This is a genomic window from Pseudoalteromonas sp. T1lg24 (genome assembly GCF_002964745.1).
Classification (GTDB): Bacteria; Pseudomonadota; Gammaproteobacteria; order Enterobacterales; family Alteromonadaceae; genus Pseudoalteromonas; species Pseudoalteromonas spongiae.
Genome location: NZ_PQCB01000010.1, coordinates 22309 through 43698, shown reverse-complemented (window position 1 = coordinate 43698; position 21390 = coordinate 22309). Strand labels below are relative to the sequence as shown.

Genomic DNA, 21390 nt, shown 5'->3' with positions numbered 1-21390 from the left:
CCGCCAGCGTTCAATCTGAGCCATGATCAAACTCTTCAATTAAAAAGTGTTTGGAACATAAGTTCCGACTCAATGAATTCTGATTTTGATATCCCATCTACAAGAGATGAGAAATCGAATTGACTGTGCTGAAATAAACTATGTTTATTTCCTTTGGTCACTCAGTTCAATTAAGTCTAAATTTTGTTACGCTTTAAAAGCGTATGTTAGAACTTAACCTGTACGAGTGCCCACACAGATGATTGCTTAAATTTTTAAAGAACAGTGCAAACAACTTTGTGTTTGCCGCGACGCTTCGTCGCTGTTAGGGCTGCGTATGTTACGCTTTCCTAATTTTTTGTCAACACTTAATTTTGATTATTTTCTTTTTATTTTGAAAACGTTCAAAACTCAGTTTTACTTGACTCAACCAACTCGTGATTCGCTGCTATGCTGCGTCGTTCCCCGTGTTGGTGGAGGCGCATTATAGAGAGATCCGAATTTGGATCAACCCCTATTTCAAACTTTTTTTAGTTTTTTGGATCGTTTGGGTGAAATACGTACAAAACTGCTCGTTTTTGTACGTTTTCTTCTAAAAAATGCTTTTTAAAACGAGTTTACTTGTGAATTTTGGGCCTCAGTATTAAATGATTGCTGCGTCACCTCACCCCAATATTCATCATTAATCTTTGTTTCAGTGTAGTTTGCATTGAAGCTTGTGATTGCGTTTCGCCAAAATTGCGTTGCCTTACTTGCACCCGCAATCTGTTTAATCTGCCATGCACCACCATAATGCTGCCAAATCCAACTCGCGAATTTACGTCCTAACCCTTGCTCTCTTAAACTTGGAACTATGTAAAACTCACACACCTCAAATTGTTTACTAGCAACTTGTTTGATTGCTGCAAAGCCAATTGGCTTACCTTCTAAATAACAGAGCAAACCAAAAACATTATCAACCAGCTCTGTGTCGAGATCGAACAGCCCCATGTGGTTAGGTAATTTACCTGTGATTTTTGAAAACTCAGCTTCATACCCTTGTAACAAGTTTAAATACACACGCATGTTGGTTTGTTCTACTACAACTACTTCCACTGCTATAACTCATTTGACCAATAATTTGTCAATCATCACACAAAACCGCTTTTAAAAAAAATATAAATAGCGCTTTACCTCAATCTAACTTGAGCTTTTATAGTCATCCTGCTTTCTCAATTTAAGGAATGATTTTATGCACTCATTTACACGCTACCTTTGTACTTTAAACAAATATTCAGTCTTGATATCAACTTCAGCATTAAAATAAGGAACCACAATGTTTTTGGAACACGTTAATTTAGTTGTTACTGATCTAAATAAGTCACTGACTTTTTATCAAGCTGCTTTTCCACACTGGCAAATTCGCTCAAAAGGAAGTGGTGATTGGTACGGTAAGCCGCGGCAATGGCTGCACTTTGGCGACGATTTTAATTATATTGCATTAAGTGACCATGGTGAGGGAGAGATAAGAAAACTCTCTGGCCATCAAACAGGACTCGCGCACTTTGCCTATGTAGTAAGTAATTTAGATGCACTCATAATGCGTATGTGTGACGCAGGCTTTTTTGTCGATAAAAGCAGTGAGCACCCTTTTCGTAAAAATGCCTATTTTATTGACCCTGACGGATTTGAAGTGGAGTTTGTCGAGTATTTAAGTGATCTGCCTTCTGAGCGAAATAGCGACTAGCTTACACTTGCCCTTCTAATATGCTACTCGCTAGCTACAGTTAACTGGACTAAGGTCTCAATTAATTTATTAATATCAATGGGTTTTGCAAGATGAGCGTTAAACCCTTCACTTAAATACCTTGTTACATCACTTTCAAGTACGTTCGCAGTTAACGCAACTATTGGAATGGTGTTATTTAGTTGCCGAATATATTTGCAAGCTTGCTCACCATCCATCTCTGGCATTTGAATATCCATAAAAATGATGGCTGGGTTTTCTTGTTGAAACAAGTCGATTGCTTGTTTTCCATTTTCAGCGATTAATAGTGTTGCTTTCGCTGGCGCCATAATTGCCTTAAACACAGTTTGATTTACTTTATTATCTTCAGCCAACAAAATGGTTGTGCCATTGAGTGACGGCATCGTTAACTGTGCATCATCTCGTGGTTCTAATACTTCACGACTTTCATGTATCAATGGAATTGTGAGTTTAAATTGAGAACCTTTGTTTAGCTCACTCGTCACTTCAATTTTACCTTTCATTAGGTGAACGAGTTGTGCAACGATTGCAAGCCCTAAACCTGTGCCCCCAAATCGACGTGTTGTCGATGTATCGGCCTGTTCAAACCGTTCGAACAAACGTGTTACTTGGGTATCGCTCATACCAATGCCTGAATCTGCTACTTCGACTTTAATACCTCGCTTATACTTTACAACCCTGACGTCAATTTGACCTGAGTCTGTAAACTTAATTGCGTTACTAACTAGGTTGAGTAAGATCTGCTTAATACGCGTCGGGTCACCTTTCCACACACCTGTTACTGAAGACGTTGAATGCAGTTTCACAACTAATTGTTTTTCATCTGCAATACTCTTTTGCTCGGTTACCGTGTCTTTAACCAATTTTTCTAAATCAAATTCAGTAGATTCAATTTCGAGTTTTCCTGCTTCTAACTTAGATATATCAAGAATATCATTAATTATAGTTAGCAGTGTTTTGCCCGAAGAAAGAGCACTGTCAGTTAGCTCTTGCTCTTTTGCCGCTTGTTTGGATTTTCTTAGCAATTGCAATGTGGATAAAACAACATTTAACGGGGTACGAATTTCATGACTCATATTTGCAATAAATTCGTTCTTTACTTGGTCGGCTTTTTTTAGTTGCTCAATTACTGTGGCTAATTGTGCTGTTTTGTCTTTTACCTTACGCTTTAGCTGATCGTTAAAACCCGCAATAATTAAAGTAAACATCACACCAATTGCGGCAATAATAAAACCCACAATGAGTGTAAGCCAACTTAACCAATCCTTTTTGGTATTTTCAAAACTATCGGTACTCTCAAAATGAACTAGCCAATCGCGGCCAAACCACGCTAACTGATAAGATTTAGCGAAGTGTAAGCTATGACTCGTATTGTGTTGCTGTTCTAAACCTGCAACATACGGCGAACTAGGCGATTGTTTATCTGAAATTGAAAAGTGATAATAATCTGAAGATGCATCTTCAAGCATTAGCTTTTCAAGCGACTTATCAACTTCAATCACCACTTCGGCGATACCTAATAGCTTGTCGTCACTATTTCTAAATACCGGAAAGTAAATTACATTGCCTGTTAATTTATCTGATTGTTGCTGTAATCGAACCGGCGGTGTTGCTTTAATTGCCCGTGCATTTATCGCTTCAAATACGGTATCACCTGCAATTGGGTGACTCGCTAAATCGAGACCAATAGCCAAACTATTAGTCGAGTATGGCGCTGTTAGACCGATCGGAAAAATTTGTGAAAACTGCCTGCTTTCATCGATGATTCTAAGTTTTGACCCTTCCAGCCCTCGTTCAGACTGTTTTTCATACCAAGCTTGCGACTCTTCACGCTCTAAACAGTCTAACCAAGCAATTGCACGGTAAGGAATACCGCCATTATTAAGAGACGATGCAATTAACTGGAATTCATCAATATTAGGATCAATACCATTACGAAACAAGGTTGCCAAAGCAAACAGATTAGTTTCGATTTGTCGTTTGAGTATTTGTAATTCGTAAACTTTCTTTTCAGTAATGTCTGCGAAAGTTAGGTTTAAATTTTTACGATACACTTCTTTTGAATAAGAAAATGTAAAGCACACAGATATCAGCAATAAGGTACCTGTAACCAATACAACTTTAACGTTACTCACTGGGCTAAAAAGCTTAGATGGAAGTAACATGCCAAATAATGGGAAGAAAAACAGCACGCCAACACTGTCACCAACCCACCAAGTGAACCAAACAAAATCGACGATGCTAAATGGAATAATGCCCTGTAAGTATAAAGAGCTAGTACCAATTGTTGCAGACACCATACAAGCAAACGGACTGACTAAAACTAGCGCTTTTAATAAAGGTTTTGCTGCATTTAGGCTAAGTGGAAAATCGCACAATTTTTTTAAGAGCAAACAGCTAATGGCAGCCTGCAACAAAGCGCCCGCAGCACGAACACTGTTCCATATTAAATCGGAAGCAGAAACGGAAAAAATATCGTTTCCAGAACTATAAATATTGGCCAGTAAAGCGCCTACAAAAAGTGGTATATATGCCTTACTGCCATAGCGCAGTGCGACAATTGCGGCGTACCCTGCAGCTGGCCATACTGCGCTCGCAAAACCAGGCTCTATACGAAAGAAAGTACCGAATACACCAAAAGAATAATAACCAAGCACGATGAGTACGAAAACAACTACATCGTTGCGAAGTAATCTTGTAAGAGTAAGCGGCATTCAGTAAGCCTTATTTTGTATAATGAACTGTTTAAACATAGCACAAAAGTTAGTTCATAATACGATTAATCAAATGCTTAAATGTGTCACGTGCTTGCTAAGGCATCTATATAAAATTATAGCGGGTAACAGATCGCATTAGGCTTTTGAAGCACTAGAGCAATACATAACTCTTGGGATAGCGAAGCGTTAATTTTGCAACAAACGCGATATGGGGTAATAAGTAACGCTGAATATTAATGAATAGCGAATGACGAAGTTCCATTCATTCAACAGCTCTACAAAGTAACATACTTAAAAGCTAAGTACGCTGTTTCTGAACGACTGTTCAAGGCAAGTTATCGCAAGCGGTCGGTAATATAAAATGATGTGAAACGAGAACGTTAAATAAAATATAGGTATTTTTGACATAAAAAAACCCGAGCCTAAACTCGGGTTTTTCAATGCTTATGCATTAACTATCAAGAATTAGTCTTCGATAGTTGCTACAACACCAGCACCTACTGTACGGCCACCTTCACGGATCGCGAAACGTAGACCTTCGTCCATCGCGATTGGAACGATTAGCTCAACAGTCATCTTGATGTTGTCGCCTGGCATTACCATTTCTACGCCATCTGGTAATTGGATATCACCAGTTACGTCAGTTGTACGGAAGTAGAACTGTGGACGGTAGCCTTTGAAGAATGGCGTGTGACGACCACCTTCATCTTTAGATAGTACGTATACTTCTGAAGTGAACTTAGTGTGAGGCTTGATTGAACCAGGCTTACATAGAACCTGACCACGCTCAACTTCATCACGCTTAGTACCACGTAGAAGTGCACCAATGTTCTCACCAGCACGACCTTCGTCTAGAAGCTTACGGAACATTTCAACACCCGTACAAGTAGTAGTCGTAGTTTCTTTAATACCTACGATTTCTACTTCGTCGTTCACGTTGATGATACCAGCTTCAACACGGCCTGTTACTACTGTACCACGACCCTGGATTGAGAATACGTCTTCGATAGGCATGATGAATGGCTTATCGATGTCACGCTCTGGCTCTGGGATGTAAGTGTCTAGTGCTTCTGCAAGCTCAACAATCTTGTCTTCCCACTCTTTCTCGCCTTCTAGTGCTTTAAGCGCTGAACCTTGGATTAGTGGTAGGTCGTCACCTGGGAAATCGTACTCAGAAAGAAGTTCACGAACTTCCATCTCTACTAGCTCTAGTAGTTCTTCGTCGTCAACCATGTCACATTTGTTCATGAATACGATGATGTAAGGTACACCAACCTGACGTGAAAGAAGGATGTGCTCACGTGTCTGTGGCATTGGGCCATCAGTCGCAGCTACTACTAGGATTGCGCCGTCCATCTGTGCAGCACCTGTGATCATGTTTTTAACATAATCCGCGTGTCCTGGACAGTCTACGTGTGCGTAGTGACGAGTTGGTGTATCGTACTCAACGTGTGAAGTTGAGATTGTGATACCACGCTCACGCTCTTCTGGAGCGTTATCGATTGCTGCGAAGTCTTTCGCTTCACCACCGTATACTTTTGCAAGTACGTTAGTGATTGCTGCTGTTAGAGTTGTTTTACCGTGGTCAACGTGGCCGATTGTACCTACGTTTACGTGCGGTTTCGAACGTTCAAACTTTTCTTTTGCCATGACGGAACCTATAAAGTTATATAACTAAAATTACATGTAAAAGTGTCTACAACAAGCGCAGACGTATTCAAATAATTGAATAAGTTTATGACAAATTAAAGGAAGTGGAAAATATTTAAGAAAGGTTGAACTCGATACTGGTGCTGATAGGCAGATTTGAACTGCCGACCTCACCCTTACCAAGGGTGCGCTCTACCGACTGAGCTATATCAGCACACCAGAAACTGGAGCGGGCAGCGGGAATCGAACCCGCATCATCAGCTTGGAAGGCTGAGGTAATAGCCATTATACGATGCCCGCTTTCGGAACCTGTTCTTAACTACCTCTAACCGTCAAGAGTAAGTGGTGGAGGGGGACGGATTCGAACCATCGAAGGCAATGCCGTCAGATTTACAGTCTGATCCCTTTGGCCGCTCGGGAACCCCTCCACAAATTCTTTTAAAGCTAGACTTTCATATAGTGAAAGTAAAATGGTGCCGACTATCCGAGTCGAACGGATGACCTACTGATTACAAGTCAGTTGCTCTACCAGCTGAGCTAAGTCGGCACGTATACTGCTTAAGTACGGGGCGAGATTCTAAGGCAAGGTTTTACGATATGCAACCATTTATTTTAAAAAAAGTTAAAGATACCGTTTAAACGTTGAAGATTTAGTCAAATCGCTGCAGTTTTATGCGGTTATCCTGCTATTTCGCATAAGCAACCAACCCGCGCAACACCAAATCTTCAATGAATTCGCTATTTTCAAGATGATCTGACAGTAGCTTGCCATAACCACCCGTACACAATACGCGAATATTATCACCAAATAAGTGCCTTGCTTGCGCAACCAAACCTAAACTGGCTGCTAAACAACCATAACTTAATGCTTCTGGCGTATTAATACCGACGGCGTTTTCAAACGACACCTGTTCGCTGGCAAATACTTTTTCCGCGCGCGATGTGATTGACTCCATCATCAAATCTATTCCCGGAATAATCCAGCCGCCTTGATGTGTTTTACCTTCAATTAATACGTCAACTGTCGTTGCTGTACCTGCATCTACAATAATTGCTGATTGACCCGCATAGAGTTGCGCTGCCGCAAGCACCACAAGCCAGCGGTCAATGCCGAGATTATGAAACTGTTGATAAGCACAACTAACTCCATTGTGCTCGGCTGATACTTTTGCAATAATCACTTCAACCCCGAGCTCATTCGCATCGCTAATTAGACTATCAAGTTGCTGATTACTGCGAACACTGGCGATAAGCACTTGGTTAATATCCTGCCAATTAACTTCGTGCTGGCTAATAAACGTAATTTCATCATTTTTGTATAGCGCTAATTTAAGTGCGGTATTACCTACATCAACTAACAGCTTCATTGTTACATAACCTTACGCACAGAAATTTCACCGCCATAGTAGGTTTTTTCATTGCCGTCTTGACGTAAAATTAAACCACCTTGTGGATCAATGCCAACACATATTCCTTGCCAAGTTTTTTGACCCGTGTTTAACGTGACAAGTTGCTCTGCAAACGCATTAACATTATTCCACTCTTGATACATATCACTTAACCCTGATACTTGATACTGGGCTAACCGTTGCTCTAAACAATAAGTAAGCTGAGCGATTAACACATTTTTATTCACTTGCATGCCAAGTCGTTTCAGGTCAATCCAAGCTTGGTCAATATGTTCACTGGCGTTTTCTGGCATCGCGATATTCAATCCAATACCAATAACTAAATGACATGGCCCTTCTGGTTGACCATCTAACTCAACTAATACCCCTGCTAACTTTTGGTTATTCACTAAAATATCATTTGGCCACTTTAAACTAACTTGCAAACCATAAAGGGTATGTAAGCAATCAAATACAGCTAAACCAACCGCAACACTGACACCCATTGCTGCTTGTAAACCATCATCCAGTAGCCAGTAGTAGCTATAATATAGGTTAGCACCAAATGGTGATTGCCAAACACGGCCACGTCTGCCGCGCCCTGCATTTTGCATTTCAGCTACAACCACAGTTCCTGATGTAACCACTTGCTTACTTGCAAGACGTTGCATTAATTCGGTATTCGTAGAGTCGACACTTGCAAATGTTTCGAAGTTACCAACCTGCCCTGATAATTTTTGATATTCGTTTTCAACCACTGCTTTCGCAATTAAACCGATATCTTGTTTAAGACAATACCCTTTGTTATTCACTTTATAGATATCAAGGCCGAGCTCACATAGTGACTTAATATGTTTTGCTACCGCCGCACGGCTTATGCCCAGTTGCTCACCAAGATGTTGACCAGAGATAAACTCGCCACCTTGCAGCGCTTGCAATACCGCAAGCTTAGTGCCTTTTATTTGCGACATGTTGCAACCTCAACTTTGGTTTCACCAGTTTTAGCAACAAGGCGAACTTCATGTTCAAGTACAACACCGAATTGTGAGAACACCTTGTTTTGAATGTGCGCTACCATCGCCAACAGATCATCACTCGTTGCAGTGCCAGTATTAATCAACACTAAAGCCTGCTTATTACTCACCTGCACACCGCCCATCTTAAACCCTTTTAGCCCTGCTTTTTCTATTAACCAACCGGCGGCTAATTTTGTCGTATTTGTGCAAACAGGGTAAGTAGGCATATTTTCATATTGCGTATGTAAGCTTTCGATTAATGTATTTGGCACGATAGGGTTTTTAAAAAAGCTACCACTGTTTGCCTCAACCGCAGGATCAGGTAGTTTGCTTGAACGAATTGCAATAACTGCTTTCATTACTTGTAGCGCATTTGGCGTATTCAGTTCTTGCAACGGTCCATAAGTTAATTGAGGTTGCCACGCTTTTGTCAGCGTAAATTCAACCGATGTAATAACAAACTTGCCTAGCAAGGCATGCTTGAAAATTGAATCACGATACGCAAATTGGCATTCTGCAGCGGTTAATGTTTGATATTCACCCAGCTCAATGTTGTAGCCTGATACACTTGTGATTAAGTCTTTTACTTCTACACCGTACGCACCAATGTTTTGTACGGGTGCAGCACCAACTGTGCCCGGAATAAGCGCCAAATTTTCAAAACCATAAACACCCTGCTCAGTGCAGTCGGTGACTAATTGATGCCAGTTTTCACCAGCGGCAACGTTTAAGATATACGCGTCAGTGCTTTCTGAAATCTCTATTCCTTTATTTGCGATTTGAATTATCACCCCTTGGTAATCATCAACAAATACCGTATTGCTCCCCTCACCGAGTACAATAAATGGCGCTTGCCAGTCTATTGTTTGTAGCTCAGTTGGGTCTTCAATGCGTATTAAGCGCTTTGCATATGCCGGTAACGCGAAAGTATGGAGTTGAGATAATGAAATCAAAAGTAATTCTCAAGGTAATAACAATGAAAGTATGCACATATTAACGCATTCTTTTACTCGACGTATAGAAATGCGTATTATTGACGCCAATTGTATACAACCCGTTTTAGGAAAAGCACATGAAGCTAACCACTATTGCTAGCTTAGTAGCAATGACATTATCTGGCACCTCTCACGCCGCATATGACGAGCATACATTTGGTAATTTAAACGATGTTCTTTCTACGCACATTCATTTAGACCTTGAAATCGACTTTGAAAATAAACAACTACAAGGCTTTGCTGAGCATACGTTAGATTGGCAACAAAAGAATGCAAACCAGTTAGTGTTAGATACGCGCGATTTAGAAATTGATAAAGTGCTATACAAAGACAACGCAGGAAAATGGCGTCAAGCAAGTTGGCAGCTTGCCAAAGATGACGGCGTTAGAGGCTCAAAGCTGACTATTAACTTTGCTAATCAAGCCGAGAAAGTGCGCGTTTACTACAACAGCTTGCCACAAGCGTCTGGCCTACAGTGGTTAACTCCTGAGCAAACCGCAACTAAAACGCAACCATTTATGTATAGCCAATCGCAAGCAATTCACGCACGTAGCTGGATCCCGGTACAAGATACTCCAGCGATGCGTGTAACATATACTGCCCGTATTCAAACACCAAAAGATGTACGTGCGGTAATGAGTGCTGATAACACTGATGCATTTATTAAAGACGGTGATTACCAGTTCACCATGCCACAAGCTATTCCTCCTTACTTAATTGCGATTGGCGCAGGTAATTTAGAATATAAAGAAATGTCGCACCAAACCGCGATTTTTGCAGAGCCAACAATTCTGGATGCATCGGTTGCTGAGTTTAATGATACGCAAACCATGATTGAAAAAACCAATGCGATTTACGGTGAATATGCATGGGGTCGTTACGATTTATTAATGCTGCCACCAAGCTTCCCATTTGGTGGTATGGAAAATCCTCGTCTTTCATTTATTACCCCAACTGTTGTTGCTGGTGATAAGAGCCTTGTAAATCTGATTGCGCATGAGCTTGCTCACTCATGGTCGGGCAACCTTGTTACAAACGCTACTTGGGAAGATCTATGGCTAAATGAAGGTTTCACTTCATACGTAGAAAACCGCATTATGGAAGAAGTGTTTGGTCGTGACCGCGCAGTAATGGAACAGGCACTCGATACCGCAGCGCTAAAAGGCCAAATGCCGAACTTAGACCAAGGCGATACGCGATTAAACCTAAAGTTAAATGGCCGCGATCCGGATGATGCGTTTAGCAAAGTACCTTACATTAAAGGTATGCTATTTTTGATTTACCTAGAAGAAAAATTTGGCCGCGATCGTTTTGATAAGTTTGTACGTTCATACTTTAACGAATATTCTTTTAAATCGCTTACCACAGCTGAATTTGAGAAGTATCTCGCTGAAAATCTACTAAACAAATACCCTGGTATTGTATCGGTAGAGAAAGCAAAAGAATGATCCACCAACCAGGTTTACCTGCTGATGCACCAAATCCAACATCAAATGCCTTTATCAACGTAGATACTGCTGCAAAAGTATGGCTAGAGAATGGTGATGTACAAGCATTGCCGACAAACAACTGGACCGTGCATGAATGGCTTCACTTTATCAATAATCTACCGCGCGATTTATCAATTGATAAAATGACCCAATTAGATAAAGCCTATAACTTAACACATTCAACTAACGACGAATTAAGCTTTGCTTGGTATATGCTTGCTGTTGGTAATGGTTACCAGCCAATCTATGGCCCACTGGAAGAGCACCTTGTTGGTATTGGGCGTCGTAAGTTAATTGTCCCGCTATATAAAGCGCTTATTGCCAATGGCAAAAAAGAGTGGGCACTTGCGGTTTACCAAAAAGCAAAGCCCGGTTATCACCCGCTTGCTCAGGGTACTGTAGAAAACTTATTTAAATAAGTTTTCTGGTTTTAAAAGGCAGCGCTTAGCTGCCTTTTTTATTTGCTAAAAATGCTGCTTTTTCTTGCTCACTGGCTTGTGACCACCAAAACTCAAGCATACTTAGCGCACTAGGTTGTTGACTAACTGGTGCGTTAGGTGATTTTTCAGCAACCACTTGAATTTTAGATGACGACTTTGGCGCAACGCTATTAGATGGCGCGCTTGCAGTTGTAGCAGGCAAATGTGTCTTATTTTTCTGTTCCGTAGAGAGTACTACTTGCGCTTTTACAGGTTCTAAACGCAATGCTTGGCTGTTAGCTCCTAGCTCTTTGAAGGTTACAAACGGGTTTTTAATATACTGCTTTGCACCATCAATATCATCAGCACGTGGCATTGAAAGCTGATAAGTTGCCTCGCTATTTTCAATATTGATCACAAGCCAAAATGGCTCTGACTCAATGACTTCATGTTCATCATAATCAATTTCGTAAAGGTCTTTATACTTGACTTTGATTTTATGCTGGCCTTGTGACACTGTCACTTCATCAACACTTGAAAAGAGTGAATGCTCTACTTTACTCTCATTCACTTGTAGCGGGATTAACTCTTCTGAAAACTTTACCGTTGCGGCATACGCTAAACTTGGTAATAACAAACTGAGTGCTAATAGATTTTTCATACTCGTTTCAATAAACCCTTGCAGATATATTCCATCAATCTAAACTGGCATAATTCGAACAGAATTACTACTAGGATGTTGGTATGAGTCAAGAAACCCTTTTCACCAAAATTATTAATCGCGAAATTCCAGCCGATATTGTCTATGAAGATGAGCTAAGTCTTGCATTTAAGGACATAAACCCACAAGCACCTTTCCATGTACTTATTATTCCGAAAAAGCCAATCGCTACAATTAACGACATTGCATTAGACGATCGAGAGCTTATAGGCCACTTGTATTACGTTGCTAAACAGCTAGCAACAGAGCATGGCTTTAGTGATGAAGGCTACCGTGTGGTTATGAACTGTAACGAAAATGCAGGGCAAACAGTTTTTCATATTCACCTGCACATGCTAGCAGGCAAAATGCTAGGTTGGCCACCGTATACAGATAATGCAAAGACCTAGATAAAAGTATTAATTAGTTTAAAAAAACAATACAAAAGTCTAAATATTATGTTAAGCTTCTGCTATTAATTTAAGTAGAAGCTTTATTTTTTGAGTTAAACAATGAATAACACAGCGTTTATCATTTTGAACACTAATCCTACTAATAATTCAGGATTAGAAGTTTTAAAACCATTACTAACCACCCAAGGTCTAAACGTTTTACACGGGTTTGATGGTAAAGATGTACCAAGCAACACGCGCTTATTATTTATCGAATCTAACGGTGATAATGTTTGGCAACGTTTACAAACACATATTTCTGAACTAAACACTGACTGTGACATTATTTTGTTTAACATCAGCGATAATACTGAACTCGCTAATCGCGCTCTTTTATCAGGTATTCGTGGTGTATTCTATGAAACAGATAATGCTGATGTATTAATGAAAGGCATTCGCTTACTGCTTGATAATCAATTATGGTTCCGCCGTGATGTAATGTGTAGCGCATTGAACCGCTTATTACAGTTCAATAAAGAAGCCATTAATCAGATCACAGACGCTGAATTAGAGCCAGTGAAATTAACAAAGCGCGAGCGCGCAATTATTAGCCTAATGAGTAAAGGCGCAAAGAATAAAGAAATAGCCGACGAGCTTAATATCAGCCCGCACACGGTAAAAACACACTTATATAGTGCGTTTAGAAAAACTAACTGTCGTAACCGCATCGAGCTACTTTCATGGGCGCAATATAATATGCCTAATGAGTTGCGATAATACTCTTTGAAGATTACATAAAAACGCCAAGCAAATGCTTGGCGTTTTTTTATGTTTTCACTAAAACATGTAGTGATAGTAAACACCTAGGTGTTTAGCATCTACTGTGTAATCTTGCATAACGTTAAAGCTGCCTACTTTTTCAAGCGTGTATTCTTGCGATACAAAGCGGAACTCGAATTCACTGTTTGTATTTGCTAATGCATACTTACCCGATAACACCACACCCGTTGCAGACTCAAAAGTCGCATCTTCAGTAAAGTCACTATCAAACTCAACATTTGAATGTAACGTAAGGCCCAAACCAAGCGATACCGATTCATTTAAACGGTAGTAAGGAATTGCTTCAAATACAACGCGTGAGAATGTCATATCGCCGTTAGAAGCGCTTGCTGAATCAGCATGATAGCCAAGGTTTACCTGCACATCGACTTGCTGCCAAACATTAGCTGATAATGAAGCACCAACAGTGTACAAACCACCTGCTTTAACACGTTCTGTCGAATCATCTTCGTAGTAAAGCTTACCTACTTCATCACCACCATAGGTAAGACCTGCGTACAAGCCAAACTTAATTGGACTTGGTGATGGCTGCTCAGCTTCTTCCGCTGCATAAGTAAACTGAGATAATCCGGCTAAGGTAAGGAATAGAATAGTTTTTTTCATCATAATCCATTGAAACATTGAGAAGAGGCGCGGATTATACGGATGCGGAATTAATTTCTCAACCTCTAAACAACTAAATTGGAGCAGCAAGCTATGCTTGCCTGATTGGGTAAATGAGCTAACAACAGTATATAGCGGCAAAGCAGCCAGATGCCATGTAAAGCAATAGAAAGTTGAATTGTTAAATTTTAGACGTAAAAAAGCCGAGCATTTGCTCGGCTTTTTAATTCTTTAAATCTTACTCTGCAGACTGCGCGTCTTCTTGAACTTCTTCAGTCGCTGGGCGATCTAGTAGTTCAATGTAAGCCATTGGCGCGTTGTCACCTGCACGGAAGCCACACTTAAGAATACGAGTGTAACCACCTGGACGATCCGCGAAACGAGGACCAATCTCAGTGAACAATTTACCAACTACTTCTTTATCACGCGTGCGAGCAAACGCTAAACGACGGTTTGCAACGCTATCAGTCTTAGCCAGTGTGATTAAAGGTTCAATTACACGACGTAACTCTTTCGCTTTTGGCACAGTAGTTTTGATGATTTCGTGCTTCACCAAAGAACTTGCCATGTTGCTGAACATCGCTTTACGATGACTGCTGTTACGGTTTAATTGACGACCACTCTTACGATGGCGCATGACCCTATCCTTCTAACTAAACTTATCGTTGATTATTCAGCTAAGCTTGCTGGCGGCCAGTTTTCTAGGCGCATACCTAGAGATAGACCACGTGATGCAAGCACGTCTTTAATTTCTGTAAGTGACTTCTTACCAAGGTTTGGTGTTTTAAGAAGCTCAACTTCAGTACGCTGAACAAGATCACCGATATATTGAATTTGCTCGGCTTTCAGACAGTTCGCAGAACGTACAGTAAGCTCTAAATCATCAACTGGACGAAGTAGAATCGGATCAAACTCCGGCTTCTCTTCCTTCTCTTCTGGCTCAGCCACATCACGTAAATCTACGAATGCGTCTAATTGCTCAGCTAGAATAGTAGATGCACGACGGATTGCCTCTTCAGGATCAATCGTACCATTTGTTTCCATATCGATAATAAGCTTATCTAAGTCTGTACGTTGCTCAACACGTGCTGATTCAACCGAGTACGCAATACGCTCAACCGGGCTAAATGATGCATCTAGCAACAAACGACCGATTGGGCGCTCATCGTCTTCAGAGGAAATACGGCTCGACGCTGGAACGTAGCCACGGCCACGTTGAACGCGAATACGCATGCTGATTTCACTGCTATCAGTCGTCAGGTGACAAATCACGTGATCTGGGTTAGCAATTTCAACACTATCATCGTGTTGAATATCAGCAGCGGTTACAGGGCCAACGCCTGATTTAGTCAGCGTTAGAAATACTTCATCTTTCTCGTGTAAAGAAACTGCTAAACCTTTAAGGTTTAGTAGAATTTCGATGATGTCTTCTTGAACACCTTCCTTCGCACTGTATTCGTGTAGTACGCCGTCGATTTCAACTTCAGTCACTGCACAACCTGGCATTGATGAAAGTAAAATACGACGAAGTGCATTACCTAAAGTGTGACCAAAGCCACGCTCTAGCGGCTCTAAAATCACTTTAGAACGCGATGTACTTACAGCGTCGATATCGACTAATTTTGGCTTTAGGAATTCGGTAACAGAACCCTGCATGTGTATCCTCTCTTATCTTTTAACTTTACTTCGAGTAAAGTTCGACGATTAGCTGTTCATTAATTTCTGCAGACAGATCAGAACGCTCAGGTAAACGCTTAAATGTACCTTCTAGCTTCTTAGTGTCTACTTCAACCCAAGTTGGCTTCTCGCGTTGCTCAGCTAGTTCTACAGCTGCAGTAATACGAGCTTGCTTCTTAGCCTTCTCACGGATTTCAACTACATCTTCAGCTGAAACTGTGAATGAAGGAATGTTTACAACTTGACCATTAACAACGATTGCTTTGTGGCTTACTAACTGACGAGCTTCAGCACGTGTGCTAGCGAAACCCATGCGGTAAACTACGTTGTCTAAACGTTGTTCTAGAAGCTGAAGTAGGTTTTCACCTGTGTTGCCTTTAAGACGAGCAGCTTCTTTATAGTAGTTACGGAATTGCTTTTCTAGTACACCGTAGATACGACGAACTTTTTGCTTTTCACGTAATTGTAAACCGTAGTCAGATAGGCGACCTTTACGAGCGCCGTGTTGACCTGGTGCTGTTTCAAGCTTACATTTAGAGTCGATTGCTCTAACGCCGCTCTTAAGGAACAGGTCAGTACCTTCACGACGACTTAGCTTGAGCTTAGGGCCCAAATATCTTGCCATGTTATTTCTCCTAACCTATTGTTATACGCGACGTTTCTTCGGTGGACGACAACCATTGTGTGGAATTGGCGTCACGTCAGTAATGTTTGTAATACGGTAACCTAGTGCATTTAATGCACGAACTGAAGATTCACGACCTGGACCTGGGCCCTTGATGAATACTTCTAGGTTCTTTAAACCATATTCCTGAGCAGCAGTACCTGCACGCTCAGCAGCAACCTGTGCAGCGAATGGCGTAGATTTACGTGAACCACGGAAACCAGAACCACCTGCAGTTGCCCAAGATAACGCATTACCTTGACGGTCTGTAATAGTAACAATAGTGTTGTTGAAAGAAGCATGAACATGAGCCATACCATCAGCAACTTGCTTTTTAACCTTCTTACGACGGATTGGTGCTTTAGCCATAACTTACCCCACCTTATTTCTTGATAGGCTTGCGAGGACCCTTACGAGTACGCGCGTTAGTCTTAGTACGCTGACCACGTAGTGGAAGCGAACGACGGTGACGTAGGCCACGGAAACAACCAAGGTCCATAAGACGCTTGATATTTAGAGTAACTTCACGACGAAGATCACCTTCAACAGTGTACTTACCAACTTCTTCACGTAATTGGTCAAGAACTTCATCATTTAGTTCACCGATTTTTGTGGTCTCGGCGATACCAGTCGCTGCTAAGATAGCCTTAGAGCGAGTCTTACCTACACCATAGATGCTTGTTAAAGCGATAACAGCATGCTTATGGTCAGGAACGTTAATGCCTGCGATACGGGCCACTAACATATCTCCTATAAATGAATCTGATTATCATCCTGTTGGAAAGCCCGTATAGGATACCCAACCGATATCAGATTTCTACCAATGAAACAGGCCGAGCTTACGCTCAGCCTGCATGACTTAATTAGCCTTGCCTTTGCTTATGCTTAGGGTCGCTGCAAATTACACGTACAACACCTGCACGCTTAATAACTTTACAGCTACGGCAAATTTTCTTAACGGAAGCACGTACTTTCATAACTTAACTCCGTAGTCAAAGCCTTATCGGCCATAGCCTTTAAGGTTTGCTTTTTTCAGCACAGACTCATACTGATGAGACATCAGATGCGTTTGTACTTGTGCCATAAAGTCCATGATAACAACAACGATAATCAAAATTGATGTACCGCCGAAATAGAATGGCGTTTGCCATGCCATTGTCATGAACTCGGGCACTAGACAAATAAAGGTAATGTACAATGCGCCAGCTAAAGTTAGGCGTGTCATTACTTTATCAATGTATTTAGATGTCTGCTCACCTGGGCGAATGCCTGGGATAAATGCCCCTGATTTTTTCAGGTTGTCTGCTGTTTCACGCGGGTTAAATACCAACGCAGTGTAAAAGAAGCAGAAAAAGATGATTGCAGCTGCTAAAACCATCGCATATAGCGGCTGTCCAGGAGACAATGCTAAAGAGATAGTTTGTAATGTATCAGCAACCGGGCCTTCACCTTGACCGAACCAGCTCGCAATTGTACCAGGGAACAGAATAATACTACTAGCAAAGATTGGTGGAATAACCCCTGCCATATTAACTTTCAATGGTAAGTGTGAACTTTGCGCTGCAAATACCTGACGGCCTTGCTGACGTTTAGCGTAGTTAACAACGATGCGACGTTGTCCACGCTCAAAGAACACTACCAAATAAGTTACAGCAAAAACAATTACCGCAATCAATAGTAGTACTAACGGTTGTAAATCACCTTGGCGCGCCATTTCGGCAGTCGAACCAATAGCAGACGGCAAGTTAGCTACAATACCAACAAAAATTAGAACTGAGATACCGTTACCGATACCACGCTCTGTAATTTGCTCACCCAACCACATTAGGAACATTGTACCAGTTACCAAGCTCACTACAGCAGTGAAATAGAATGCAAGACCAGGATTAACCACTAGGCCTGACATCATATTTGGTAAACTAGTTGCAATACCAATAGATTGGAATGTAGCTAGCACGAGCGTTGCATAACGAGTGTGTTGGCTGATCTTCTTACGACCTTGCTCACCTTCTTTCTTCAATTCCATGTAAGTTGGATGCATATGTGTCATCAACTGCATGATAATTGAAGCGGTGATGTAAGGCATAATACCTAACGCCAACACCGATGCACGCTCAAGTGCACCACCACTGAACATGTTGAACATCTCAACAATGGTGCCCTTTTGTTGCTCGAAGAACTGGGCCAATACTGCGGCGTCAATACCAGGGATCGGCACGAACGAGCCTAAACGGTAAATAATGATAGCACCCAATACAAATAGTAATCGGCGCTTCAGCTCCGCTAAGCCGCTTTGTGCACTTTGCATATCTAGACCTGGTTTAGCCATAGTACTTCCTTATTATTCTTCTATCTTGCCTCCGGCAGCTTCAATCGCTTCACGAGCACCTTTAGTCACTTTAAGACCTTTAACGGTAACCGCGCGAGAAACTTCGCCAGATTTAACTACTTTAACGAACTGAATGTTCTTTTTAACAATACCAGCTGCTTGTAGTGTGCTTAGTTCTACCACATCGCCTTCAACTTTAGCGATTTCGAACAGATTTACTTCTGCAGATACTAGTGATTTGCGTGAAGTGAAACCGAACTTAGGTAGACGACGTTGCATAGGCATTTGACCGCCTTCAAAACCAACGCGTACTTTACCGCCTGAGCGAGATTTTTGACCTTTGTGACCACGACCACCAGTCTTACCAAGACCAGAACCGATACCACGACCAACACGCTTACCAGGCTTCTTTGCACCTACTGCTGGAGAAAGTGTATTCAATTGCATCGAATTAACCCTCAACCTTAACCATGTAAGACACTTGGTTGATCATACCACGTACACAAGGAGTATCTTCTAACTCCACTGTGTGGTTGATACGACGTAAACCAAGACCACGTAAAGTTGCTTTATGCTTCGGTAAACGACCGATAGAGCTCTTTACTTGAGTTACTTTTACTGTATTTGCCATCGTGTCTTACCCCAGGATGTTATCAACGCTTAAACCACGTTTAGCAGCAACTGACTCAGGCGACTTCATGTTGTCTAGAGCTTTAATTGTTGCGCGTACAACGTTGATTGGGTTAGTAGAACCATATGCTTTAGAAAGTACGTTATGTACACCTACAACTTCTAGTACTGCACGCATCGCACCACCGGCGATGATACCTGTACCTTCAGCAGCTGGCTGCATATATACTTTAGAACCAGCGTGACGACCCTTGATTGGGTGCTGTAACGTGTTTCCGTTTAATTCTACGTTTACCATGTTACGACGTGCTTTTTCCATTGCTTTTTGAATAGCAGCAGGAACTTCACGTGCTTTACCGTAACCAAAACCTACTTTACCTGCGCCGTCACCAACAACTGTTAGTGCAGTGAAGCTAAAGATACGACCACCTTTAACTACTTTTGACACGCGGTTTACTGCAACTAGCTTTTCAGCTAATTCAGGTTGCTTTACTTCTACGTTAGCCATTCTCTGCTCCTAGAATTGTAAACCGGCTTCACGCGCTGCATCAGCAAGCGCCTTAACACGGCCGTGATATTTAAAACCACTGCGATCAAAAGATAATTTAGCGATACCTTTCTCAACTGCACGTTCAGCAACTGCTTTACCAACTGCTTGCGCAGCTGCAACATTGCTAGTGCCTTCGATTGAACCACTAATCGCTTTTTCTACAGTAGAAGCAGCAGCTACCACAACACCCTCAGGATTTACAACTTGCGCGTAAATATGACGTGGAGTGCGGTGGATAACTAGGCGAGTTGCGCCTTGTTCAATAAAGTTTCTACGAGTGCGTTTTGCACGACGTAGACGAGCTGTTTTCTTATCCATCGTTCTACCTTACTTCTTCTTGGCTTCTTTGCGACGCACGTGTTCATCAGCATAACGTACACCTTTACCTTTATAAGGCTCTGGCTCACGGTATGCGCGAATGTTAGCAGCAACTTGGCCAACTAACTGCTTATCTGCGCCTTTAACCACAATTTCAGTTTGGCTAGGTGTTTCAACAGTGATACCTTCTGGAACTTCAAAGTTCACAGGGTGTGAGAAACCAAGAGTTAGGTCTAATACTTTACCCTTAGCCGCTGCACGGTAACCAACACCAACTAGCTGAAGTTTTTTCTCGTAACCTTCGCCTGCACCAACAACCATGTTGTTGATTAGTGCACGAGCAGTACCTGCTTGTGCCCAGCCGTCAACAAAACCTTCGCGAGGAAGAGTTTTGATTACGTTTTCTTCAAGCGTTACTTCAACAGCATCGTTGATAGTGCGAGTTAACTCACCGCTCTTACCTTTAACTTTGATGTCCTGACCAGCTAGTGTAACTTCTACACCGGCAGGAACATTGATAGGTGCCTTTGCTACGCGAGACATAGTTCCCCTCCGATTAAGCTACAAAGCCGATGATTTCACCACCGATACCAGCACCACGTGCAGCACGGTCAGTCATCAAGCCTTTAGAAGTTGAAACGATAGCAATACCTAAACCGCCCATTACCTTTGGTAACTCGTCACGTTTCTTATAGATACGTAGACCAGGACGGCTAACGCGCTGTAGAGACTCGATTACAGCTTTGCCTTCGAAATATTTTAATTCTACAGAAAGCTCAGGTTTAACGTCACCAGCTACTGCGTAGTCTGTGATATAACCTTCTTCTTTAAGTAGTTTTGCAACGGCGATTTTTAGCTTTGAAGAAGGCATAGATACTGAAACCTTCTTAGCCTGTTGGCCGTTACGAACACGTGTAAACATATCCGCGATTGGATCTTGCAAGCTCATTGTCTTACTCCCGTGATTCTATTACCAAGAAGCCTTTTTAAGGCCAGGAACTTCACCGCGCATAGCAGCTTCGCGTAATTTGATACGGCTTAAGCCGAACTTACGAAGGTAACCATGTGGGCGGCCCGTGATGTTACAACGATTACGTTGACGTGCAGGGCTTGAATCACGCGGAAGGCTTTGAAGCTTTAATACCGCGTCCCAACGATCATCTTCAGACGCATTTACGTCAGAGATGATTGCTTTTAGTGCTGCGCGCTTTTCAGCGTACTGAGCAACTAGTTTAGTGCGCTTTGCTTCGCGCGCTTTCATTGAATTCTTTGCCATAACCCTACCC

General features: G+C 41.7%; 25 protein-coding genes, 4 tRNA genes and 1 pseudogene. 4 read left to right on the top strand and 26 right to left on the bottom strand.

Annotated features, from left to right (window positions below):
- Positions 1–585: 585 nt before the first annotated feature.
- Positions 586–1074, bottom strand: a complete 489-nt coding sequence (locus C2M30_RS07310) for a GNAT family N-acetyltransferase (protein WP_105171182.1) — start codon at positions 1072–1074, stop codon at positions 586–588.
- A gap of 220 nt (positions 1075–1294) precedes the next feature.
- Here C2M30_RS07310 and C2M30_RS07305 point away from each other — a divergent pair, with 220 nt between their 5' ends.
- Positions 1295–1705, top strand: coding sequence for a VOC family protein (locus C2M30_RS07305; RefSeq protein WP_105171181.1), 411 nt, complete (start codon positions 1295–1297; stop codon positions 1703–1705).
- Positions 1706–1728: 23 nt separating this feature from the next.
- Here the strand turns inward: C2M30_RS07305 and C2M30_RS07300 are convergent, their stop codons facing one another.
- The 9 genes from C2M30_RS07300 to murB form a co-directional block, all read right to left on the bottom strand.
- Complete coding sequence (locus tag C2M30_RS07300) at positions 1729–4440, bottom strand: ATP-binding protein (protein WP_105171180.1); 2712 nt, start codon at positions 4438–4440, stop codon at positions 1729–1731.
- Between the two features lie 468 nt (positions 4441–4908).
- On the bottom strand, positions 4909–6093 hold the full coding sequence (gene tuf / locus C2M30_RS07295) for an elongation factor Tu (protein ID WP_010562291.1): 1185 nt from the start codon (positions 6091–6093) through the stop codon (positions 4909–4911).
- Positions 6094–6231: 138 nt separating this feature from the next.
- Positions 6232–6307, bottom strand: a tRNA-Thr gene (locus C2M30_RS07290).
- An 11-nt stretch (positions 6308–6318) separates the two neighbouring features.
- Positions 6319–6393, bottom strand: a tRNA-Gly gene (locus C2M30_RS07285).
- 43 nt (positions 6394–6436) lie between these two features.
- A tRNA-Tyr gene (locus C2M30_RS07280) sits at positions 6437–6521 on the bottom strand.
- Positions 6522–6564: 43 nt separating this feature from the next.
- A tRNA-Thr gene (locus tag C2M30_RS07275) sits at positions 6565–6640 on the bottom strand.
- A gap of 139 nt (positions 6641–6779) precedes the next feature.
- A complete protein-coding gene (locus tag C2M30_RS07270) occupies positions 6780–7460 on the bottom strand; it encodes a type III pantothenate kinase (RefSeq protein ID WP_105171179.1) in 681 nt (226 codons plus the stop codon).
- A 2-nt stretch (positions 7461–7462) separates the two neighbouring features.
- Positions 7463–8452, bottom strand: coding sequence for a bifunctional biotin--[acetyl-CoA-carboxylase] ligase/biotin operon repressor BirA (gene birA / locus C2M30_RS07265; RefSeq protein ID WP_105171178.1), 990 nt, complete (start codon positions 8450–8452; stop codon positions 7463–7465).
- Positions 8440–9450, bottom strand: coding sequence for a UDP-N-acetylmuramate dehydrogenase (gene murB / locus C2M30_RS07260; RefSeq protein WP_105171177.1), 1011 nt, complete (start codon positions 9448–9450; stop codon positions 8440–8442). The genes birA and murB overlap by 13 nt, the downstream gene beginning before the upstream one ends.
- 152 nt (positions 9451–9602) lie before the next feature.
- Here murB and C2M30_RS07255 point away from each other — a divergent pair.
- A pseudogene (locus tag C2M30_RS07255) lies at positions 9603–11401 on the top strand (M1 family metallopeptidase).
- 25 nt (positions 11402–11426) lie between these two features.
- Here C2M30_RS07255 and C2M30_RS07250 read toward each other — a convergent pair.
- The gene (locus tag C2M30_RS07250; RefSeq protein ID WP_105171176.1) at positions 11427–12062 is read right to left on the bottom strand and encodes a DUF2057 domain-containing protein; all 636 of its coding nucleotides are present in this window, start codon (positions 12060–12062) and stop codon (positions 11427–11429) included.
- Between the two features lie 83 nt (positions 12063–12145).
- On the opposite strand from C2M30_RS07250, the gene C2M30_RS07245 reads away from it, so the two are divergent.
- Together C2M30_RS07245 and C2M30_RS07240 are read left to right on the top strand one after the other, a co-directional pair.
- Positions 12146–12511 carry a histidine triad nucleotide-binding protein gene (locus C2M30_RS07245; RefSeq protein ID WP_105171175.1) on the top strand — a complete coding sequence of 122 codons (366 nt, stop codon included), beginning with the start codon at positions 12146–12148 and terminating at the stop codon, positions 12509–12511.
- 102 nt (positions 12512–12613) lie between these two features.
- On the top strand, positions 12614–13270 hold the full coding sequence (locus tag C2M30_RS07240; protein WP_010562284.1) for a helix-turn-helix transcriptional regulator: 657 nt from the start codon (positions 12614–12616) through the stop codon (positions 13268–13270).
- A gap of 60 nt (positions 13271–13330) precedes the next feature.
- Here C2M30_RS07240 and C2M30_RS07235 read toward each other — a convergent pair whose 3' ends face one another.
- From C2M30_RS07235 to rpsN, 15 genes are all read right to left on the bottom strand, one after another.
- A complete protein-coding gene (locus C2M30_RS07235) occupies positions 13331–13936 on the bottom strand; it encodes a hypothetical protein (protein WP_105171174.1) in 606 nt (201 codons plus the stop codon).
- 238 nt (positions 13937–14174) lie between these two features.
- On the bottom strand, positions 14175–14573 hold the full coding sequence (rplQ, locus tag C2M30_RS07230) for a 50S ribosomal protein L17 (protein ID WP_010562282.1): 399 nt from the start codon (positions 14571–14573) through the stop codon (positions 14175–14177).
- 32 nt (positions 14574–14605) lie between these two features.
- Positions 14606–15592, bottom strand: a complete 987-nt coding sequence (locus tag C2M30_RS07225; RefSeq protein WP_010562281.1) for a DNA-directed RNA polymerase subunit alpha — start codon at positions 15590–15592, stop codon at positions 14606–14608.
- A 25-nt stretch (positions 15593–15617) separates the two neighbouring features.
- Positions 15618–16238: a 30S ribosomal protein S4 gene (gene rpsD, locus C2M30_RS07220; RefSeq protein ID WP_010562280.1), complete on the bottom strand. Its 621-nt coding sequence runs from the start codon at positions 16236–16238 to the stop codon at positions 15618–15620.
- A gap of 21 nt (positions 16239–16259) precedes the next feature.
- Positions 16260–16646 (bottom strand): 30S ribosomal protein S11, encoded by a 387-nt coding sequence (rpsK, locus tag C2M30_RS07215; RefSeq protein ID WP_010562279.1) that lies wholly within the window; start codon positions 16644–16646, stop codon positions 16260–16262.
- Between the two features lie 13 nt (positions 16647–16659).
- Positions 16660–17016, bottom strand: coding sequence for a 30S ribosomal protein S13 (rpsM, locus tag C2M30_RS07210; RefSeq protein WP_054981001.1), 357 nt, complete (start codon positions 17014–17016; stop codon positions 16660–16662).
- A gap of 124 nt (positions 17017–17140) precedes the next feature.
- Positions 17141–17254: a 50S ribosomal protein L36 gene (rpmJ, locus tag C2M30_RS07205; protein WP_010562277.1), complete on the bottom strand. Its 114-nt coding sequence runs from the start codon at positions 17252–17254 to the stop codon at positions 17141–17143.
- 23 nt (positions 17255–17277) lie between these two features.
- A complete protein-coding gene (secY, locus tag C2M30_RS07200) occupies positions 17278–18606 on the bottom strand; it encodes a preprotein translocase subunit SecY (RefSeq protein WP_010562276.1) in 1329 nt (442 codons plus the stop codon).
- Between the two features lie 12 nt (positions 18607–18618).
- Complete coding sequence (gene rplO, locus C2M30_RS07195) at positions 18619–19053, bottom strand: 50S ribosomal protein L15 (RefSeq protein ID WP_010562275.1); 435 nt, start codon at positions 19051–19053, stop codon at positions 18619–18621.
- A 4-nt stretch (positions 19054–19057) separates the two neighbouring features.
- Positions 19058–19237 carry a 50S ribosomal protein L30 gene (rpmD, locus tag C2M30_RS07190; protein WP_010562274.1) on the bottom strand — a complete coding sequence of 60 codons (180 nt, stop codon included), beginning with the start codon at positions 19235–19237 and terminating at the stop codon, positions 19058–19060.
- A 6-nt stretch (positions 19238–19243) separates the two neighbouring features.
- Positions 19244–19744 (bottom strand): 30S ribosomal protein S5, encoded by a 501-nt coding sequence (gene rpsE / locus C2M30_RS07185; RefSeq protein ID WP_010562273.1) that lies wholly within the window; start codon positions 19742–19744, stop codon positions 19244–19246.
- A 9-nt stretch (positions 19745–19753) separates the two neighbouring features.
- Entirely contained in the window at positions 19754–20104 is a 351-nt protein-coding gene (gene rplR, locus C2M30_RS07180; RefSeq protein WP_010562272.1) for a 50S ribosomal protein L18, read from the bottom strand.
- Positions 20105–20113: 9 nt separating this feature from the next.
- A complete protein-coding gene (rplF, locus tag C2M30_RS07175) occupies positions 20114–20647 on the bottom strand; it encodes a 50S ribosomal protein L6 (RefSeq protein WP_100912393.1) in 534 nt (177 codons plus the stop codon).
- A gap of 13 nt (positions 20648–20660) precedes the next feature.
- Positions 20661–21053 (bottom strand): 30S ribosomal protein S8, encoded by a 393-nt coding sequence (gene rpsH / locus C2M30_RS07170; protein ID WP_100912392.1) that lies wholly within the window; start codon positions 21051–21053, stop codon positions 20661–20663.
- A gap of 21 nt (positions 21054–21074) precedes the next feature.
- A complete protein-coding gene (gene rpsN / locus C2M30_RS07165; protein ID WP_010562269.1) occupies positions 21075–21380 on the bottom strand; it encodes a 30S ribosomal protein S14 in 306 nt (101 codons plus the stop codon).
- Between the last annotated feature and the right edge of the window lie 10 nt (positions 21381–21390).

Coding starts and splice junctions, on each gene's coding strand:
- C2M30_RS07270 (WP_105171179.1), bottom strand. CDS start 7,460: ATGAAGCTGTTAGTTGATGTAGGTAATACCGCACTTAAATTAGCGCTA.
- rplQ (WP_010562282.1), bottom strand. CDS start 14,573: ATGCGCCATCGTAAGAGTGGTCGTCAATTAAACCGTAACAGCAGTCAT.
- rplR (WP_010562272.1), bottom strand. CDS start 20,104: ATGGATAAGAAAACAGCTCGTCTACGTCGTGCAAAACGCACTCGTAGA.
- C2M30_RS07240 (WP_010562284.1), top strand. CDS start 12,614: ATGAATAACACAGCGTTTATCATTTTGAACACTAATCCTACTAATAAT.
- rplF (WP_100912393.1), bottom strand. CDS start 20,647: ATGTCTCGCGTAGCAAAGGCACCTATCAATGTTCCTGCCGGTGTAGAA.
- C2M30_RS07225 (WP_010562281.1), bottom strand. CDS start 15,592: ATGCAGGGTTCTGTTACCGAATTCCTAAAGCCAAAATTAGTCGATATC.
- C2M30_RS07245 (WP_105171175.1), top strand. CDS start 12,146: ATGAGTCAAGAAACCCTTTTCACCAAAATTATTAATCGCGAAATTCCA.
- C2M30_RS07250 (WP_105171176.1), bottom strand. CDS start 12,062: ATGAAAAATCTATTAGCACTCAGTTTGTTATTACCAAGTTTAGCGTAT.
- rplO (WP_010562275.1), bottom strand. CDS start 19,053: ATGCAATTGAATACACTTTCTCCAGCAGTAGGTGCAAAGAAGCCTGGT.
- rpsN (WP_010562269.1), bottom strand. CDS start 21,380: ATGGCAAAGAATTCAATGAAAGCGCGCGAAGCAAAGCGCACTAAACTA.
- secY (WP_010562276.1), bottom strand. CDS start 18,606: ATGGCTAAACCAGGTCTAGATATGCAAAGTGCACAAAGCGGCTTAGCG.
- birA (WP_105171178.1), bottom strand. CDS start 8,452: ATGTCGCAAATAAAAGGCACTAAGCTTGCGGTATTGCAAGCGCTGCAA.
- rpsD (WP_010562280.1), bottom strand. CDS start 16,238: ATGGCAAGATATTTGGGCCCTAAGCTCAAGCTAAGTCGTCGTGAAGGT.
- C2M30_RS07305 (WP_105171181.1), top strand. CDS start 1,295: ATGTTTTTGGAACACGTTAATTTAGTTGTTACTGATCTAAATAAGTCA.
- C2M30_RS07300 (WP_105171180.1), bottom strand. CDS start 4,440: ATGCCGCTTACTCTTACAAGATTACTTCGCAACGATGTAGTTGTTTTC.
- rpsH (WP_100912392.1), bottom strand. CDS start 21,053: ATGAGCTTGCAAGATCCAATCGCGGATATGTTTACACGTGTTCGTAAC.
- rpsE (WP_010562273.1), bottom strand. CDS start 19,744: ATGGCTAACGTAGAAGTAAAGCAACCTGAATTAGCTGAAAAGCTAGTT.
- rpsK (WP_010562279.1), bottom strand. CDS start 16,646: ATGGCTAAAGCACCAATCCGTCGTAAGAAGGTTAAAAAGCAAGTTGCT.
- C2M30_RS07235 (WP_105171174.1), bottom strand. CDS start 13,936: ATGAAAAAAACTATTCTATTCCTTACCTTAGCCGGATTATCTCAGTTT.
- tuf (WP_010562291.1), bottom strand. CDS start 6,093: ATGGCAAAAGAAAAGTTTGAACGTTCGAAACCGCACGTAAACGTAGGT.
- rpmD (WP_010562274.1), bottom strand. CDS start 19,237: ATGGCAAATACAGTAAAAGTAACTCAAGTAAAGAGCTCTATCGGTCGT.
- rpmJ (WP_010562277.1), bottom strand. CDS start 17,254: ATGAAAGTACGTGCTTCCGTTAAGAAAATTTGCCGTAGCTGTAAAGTT.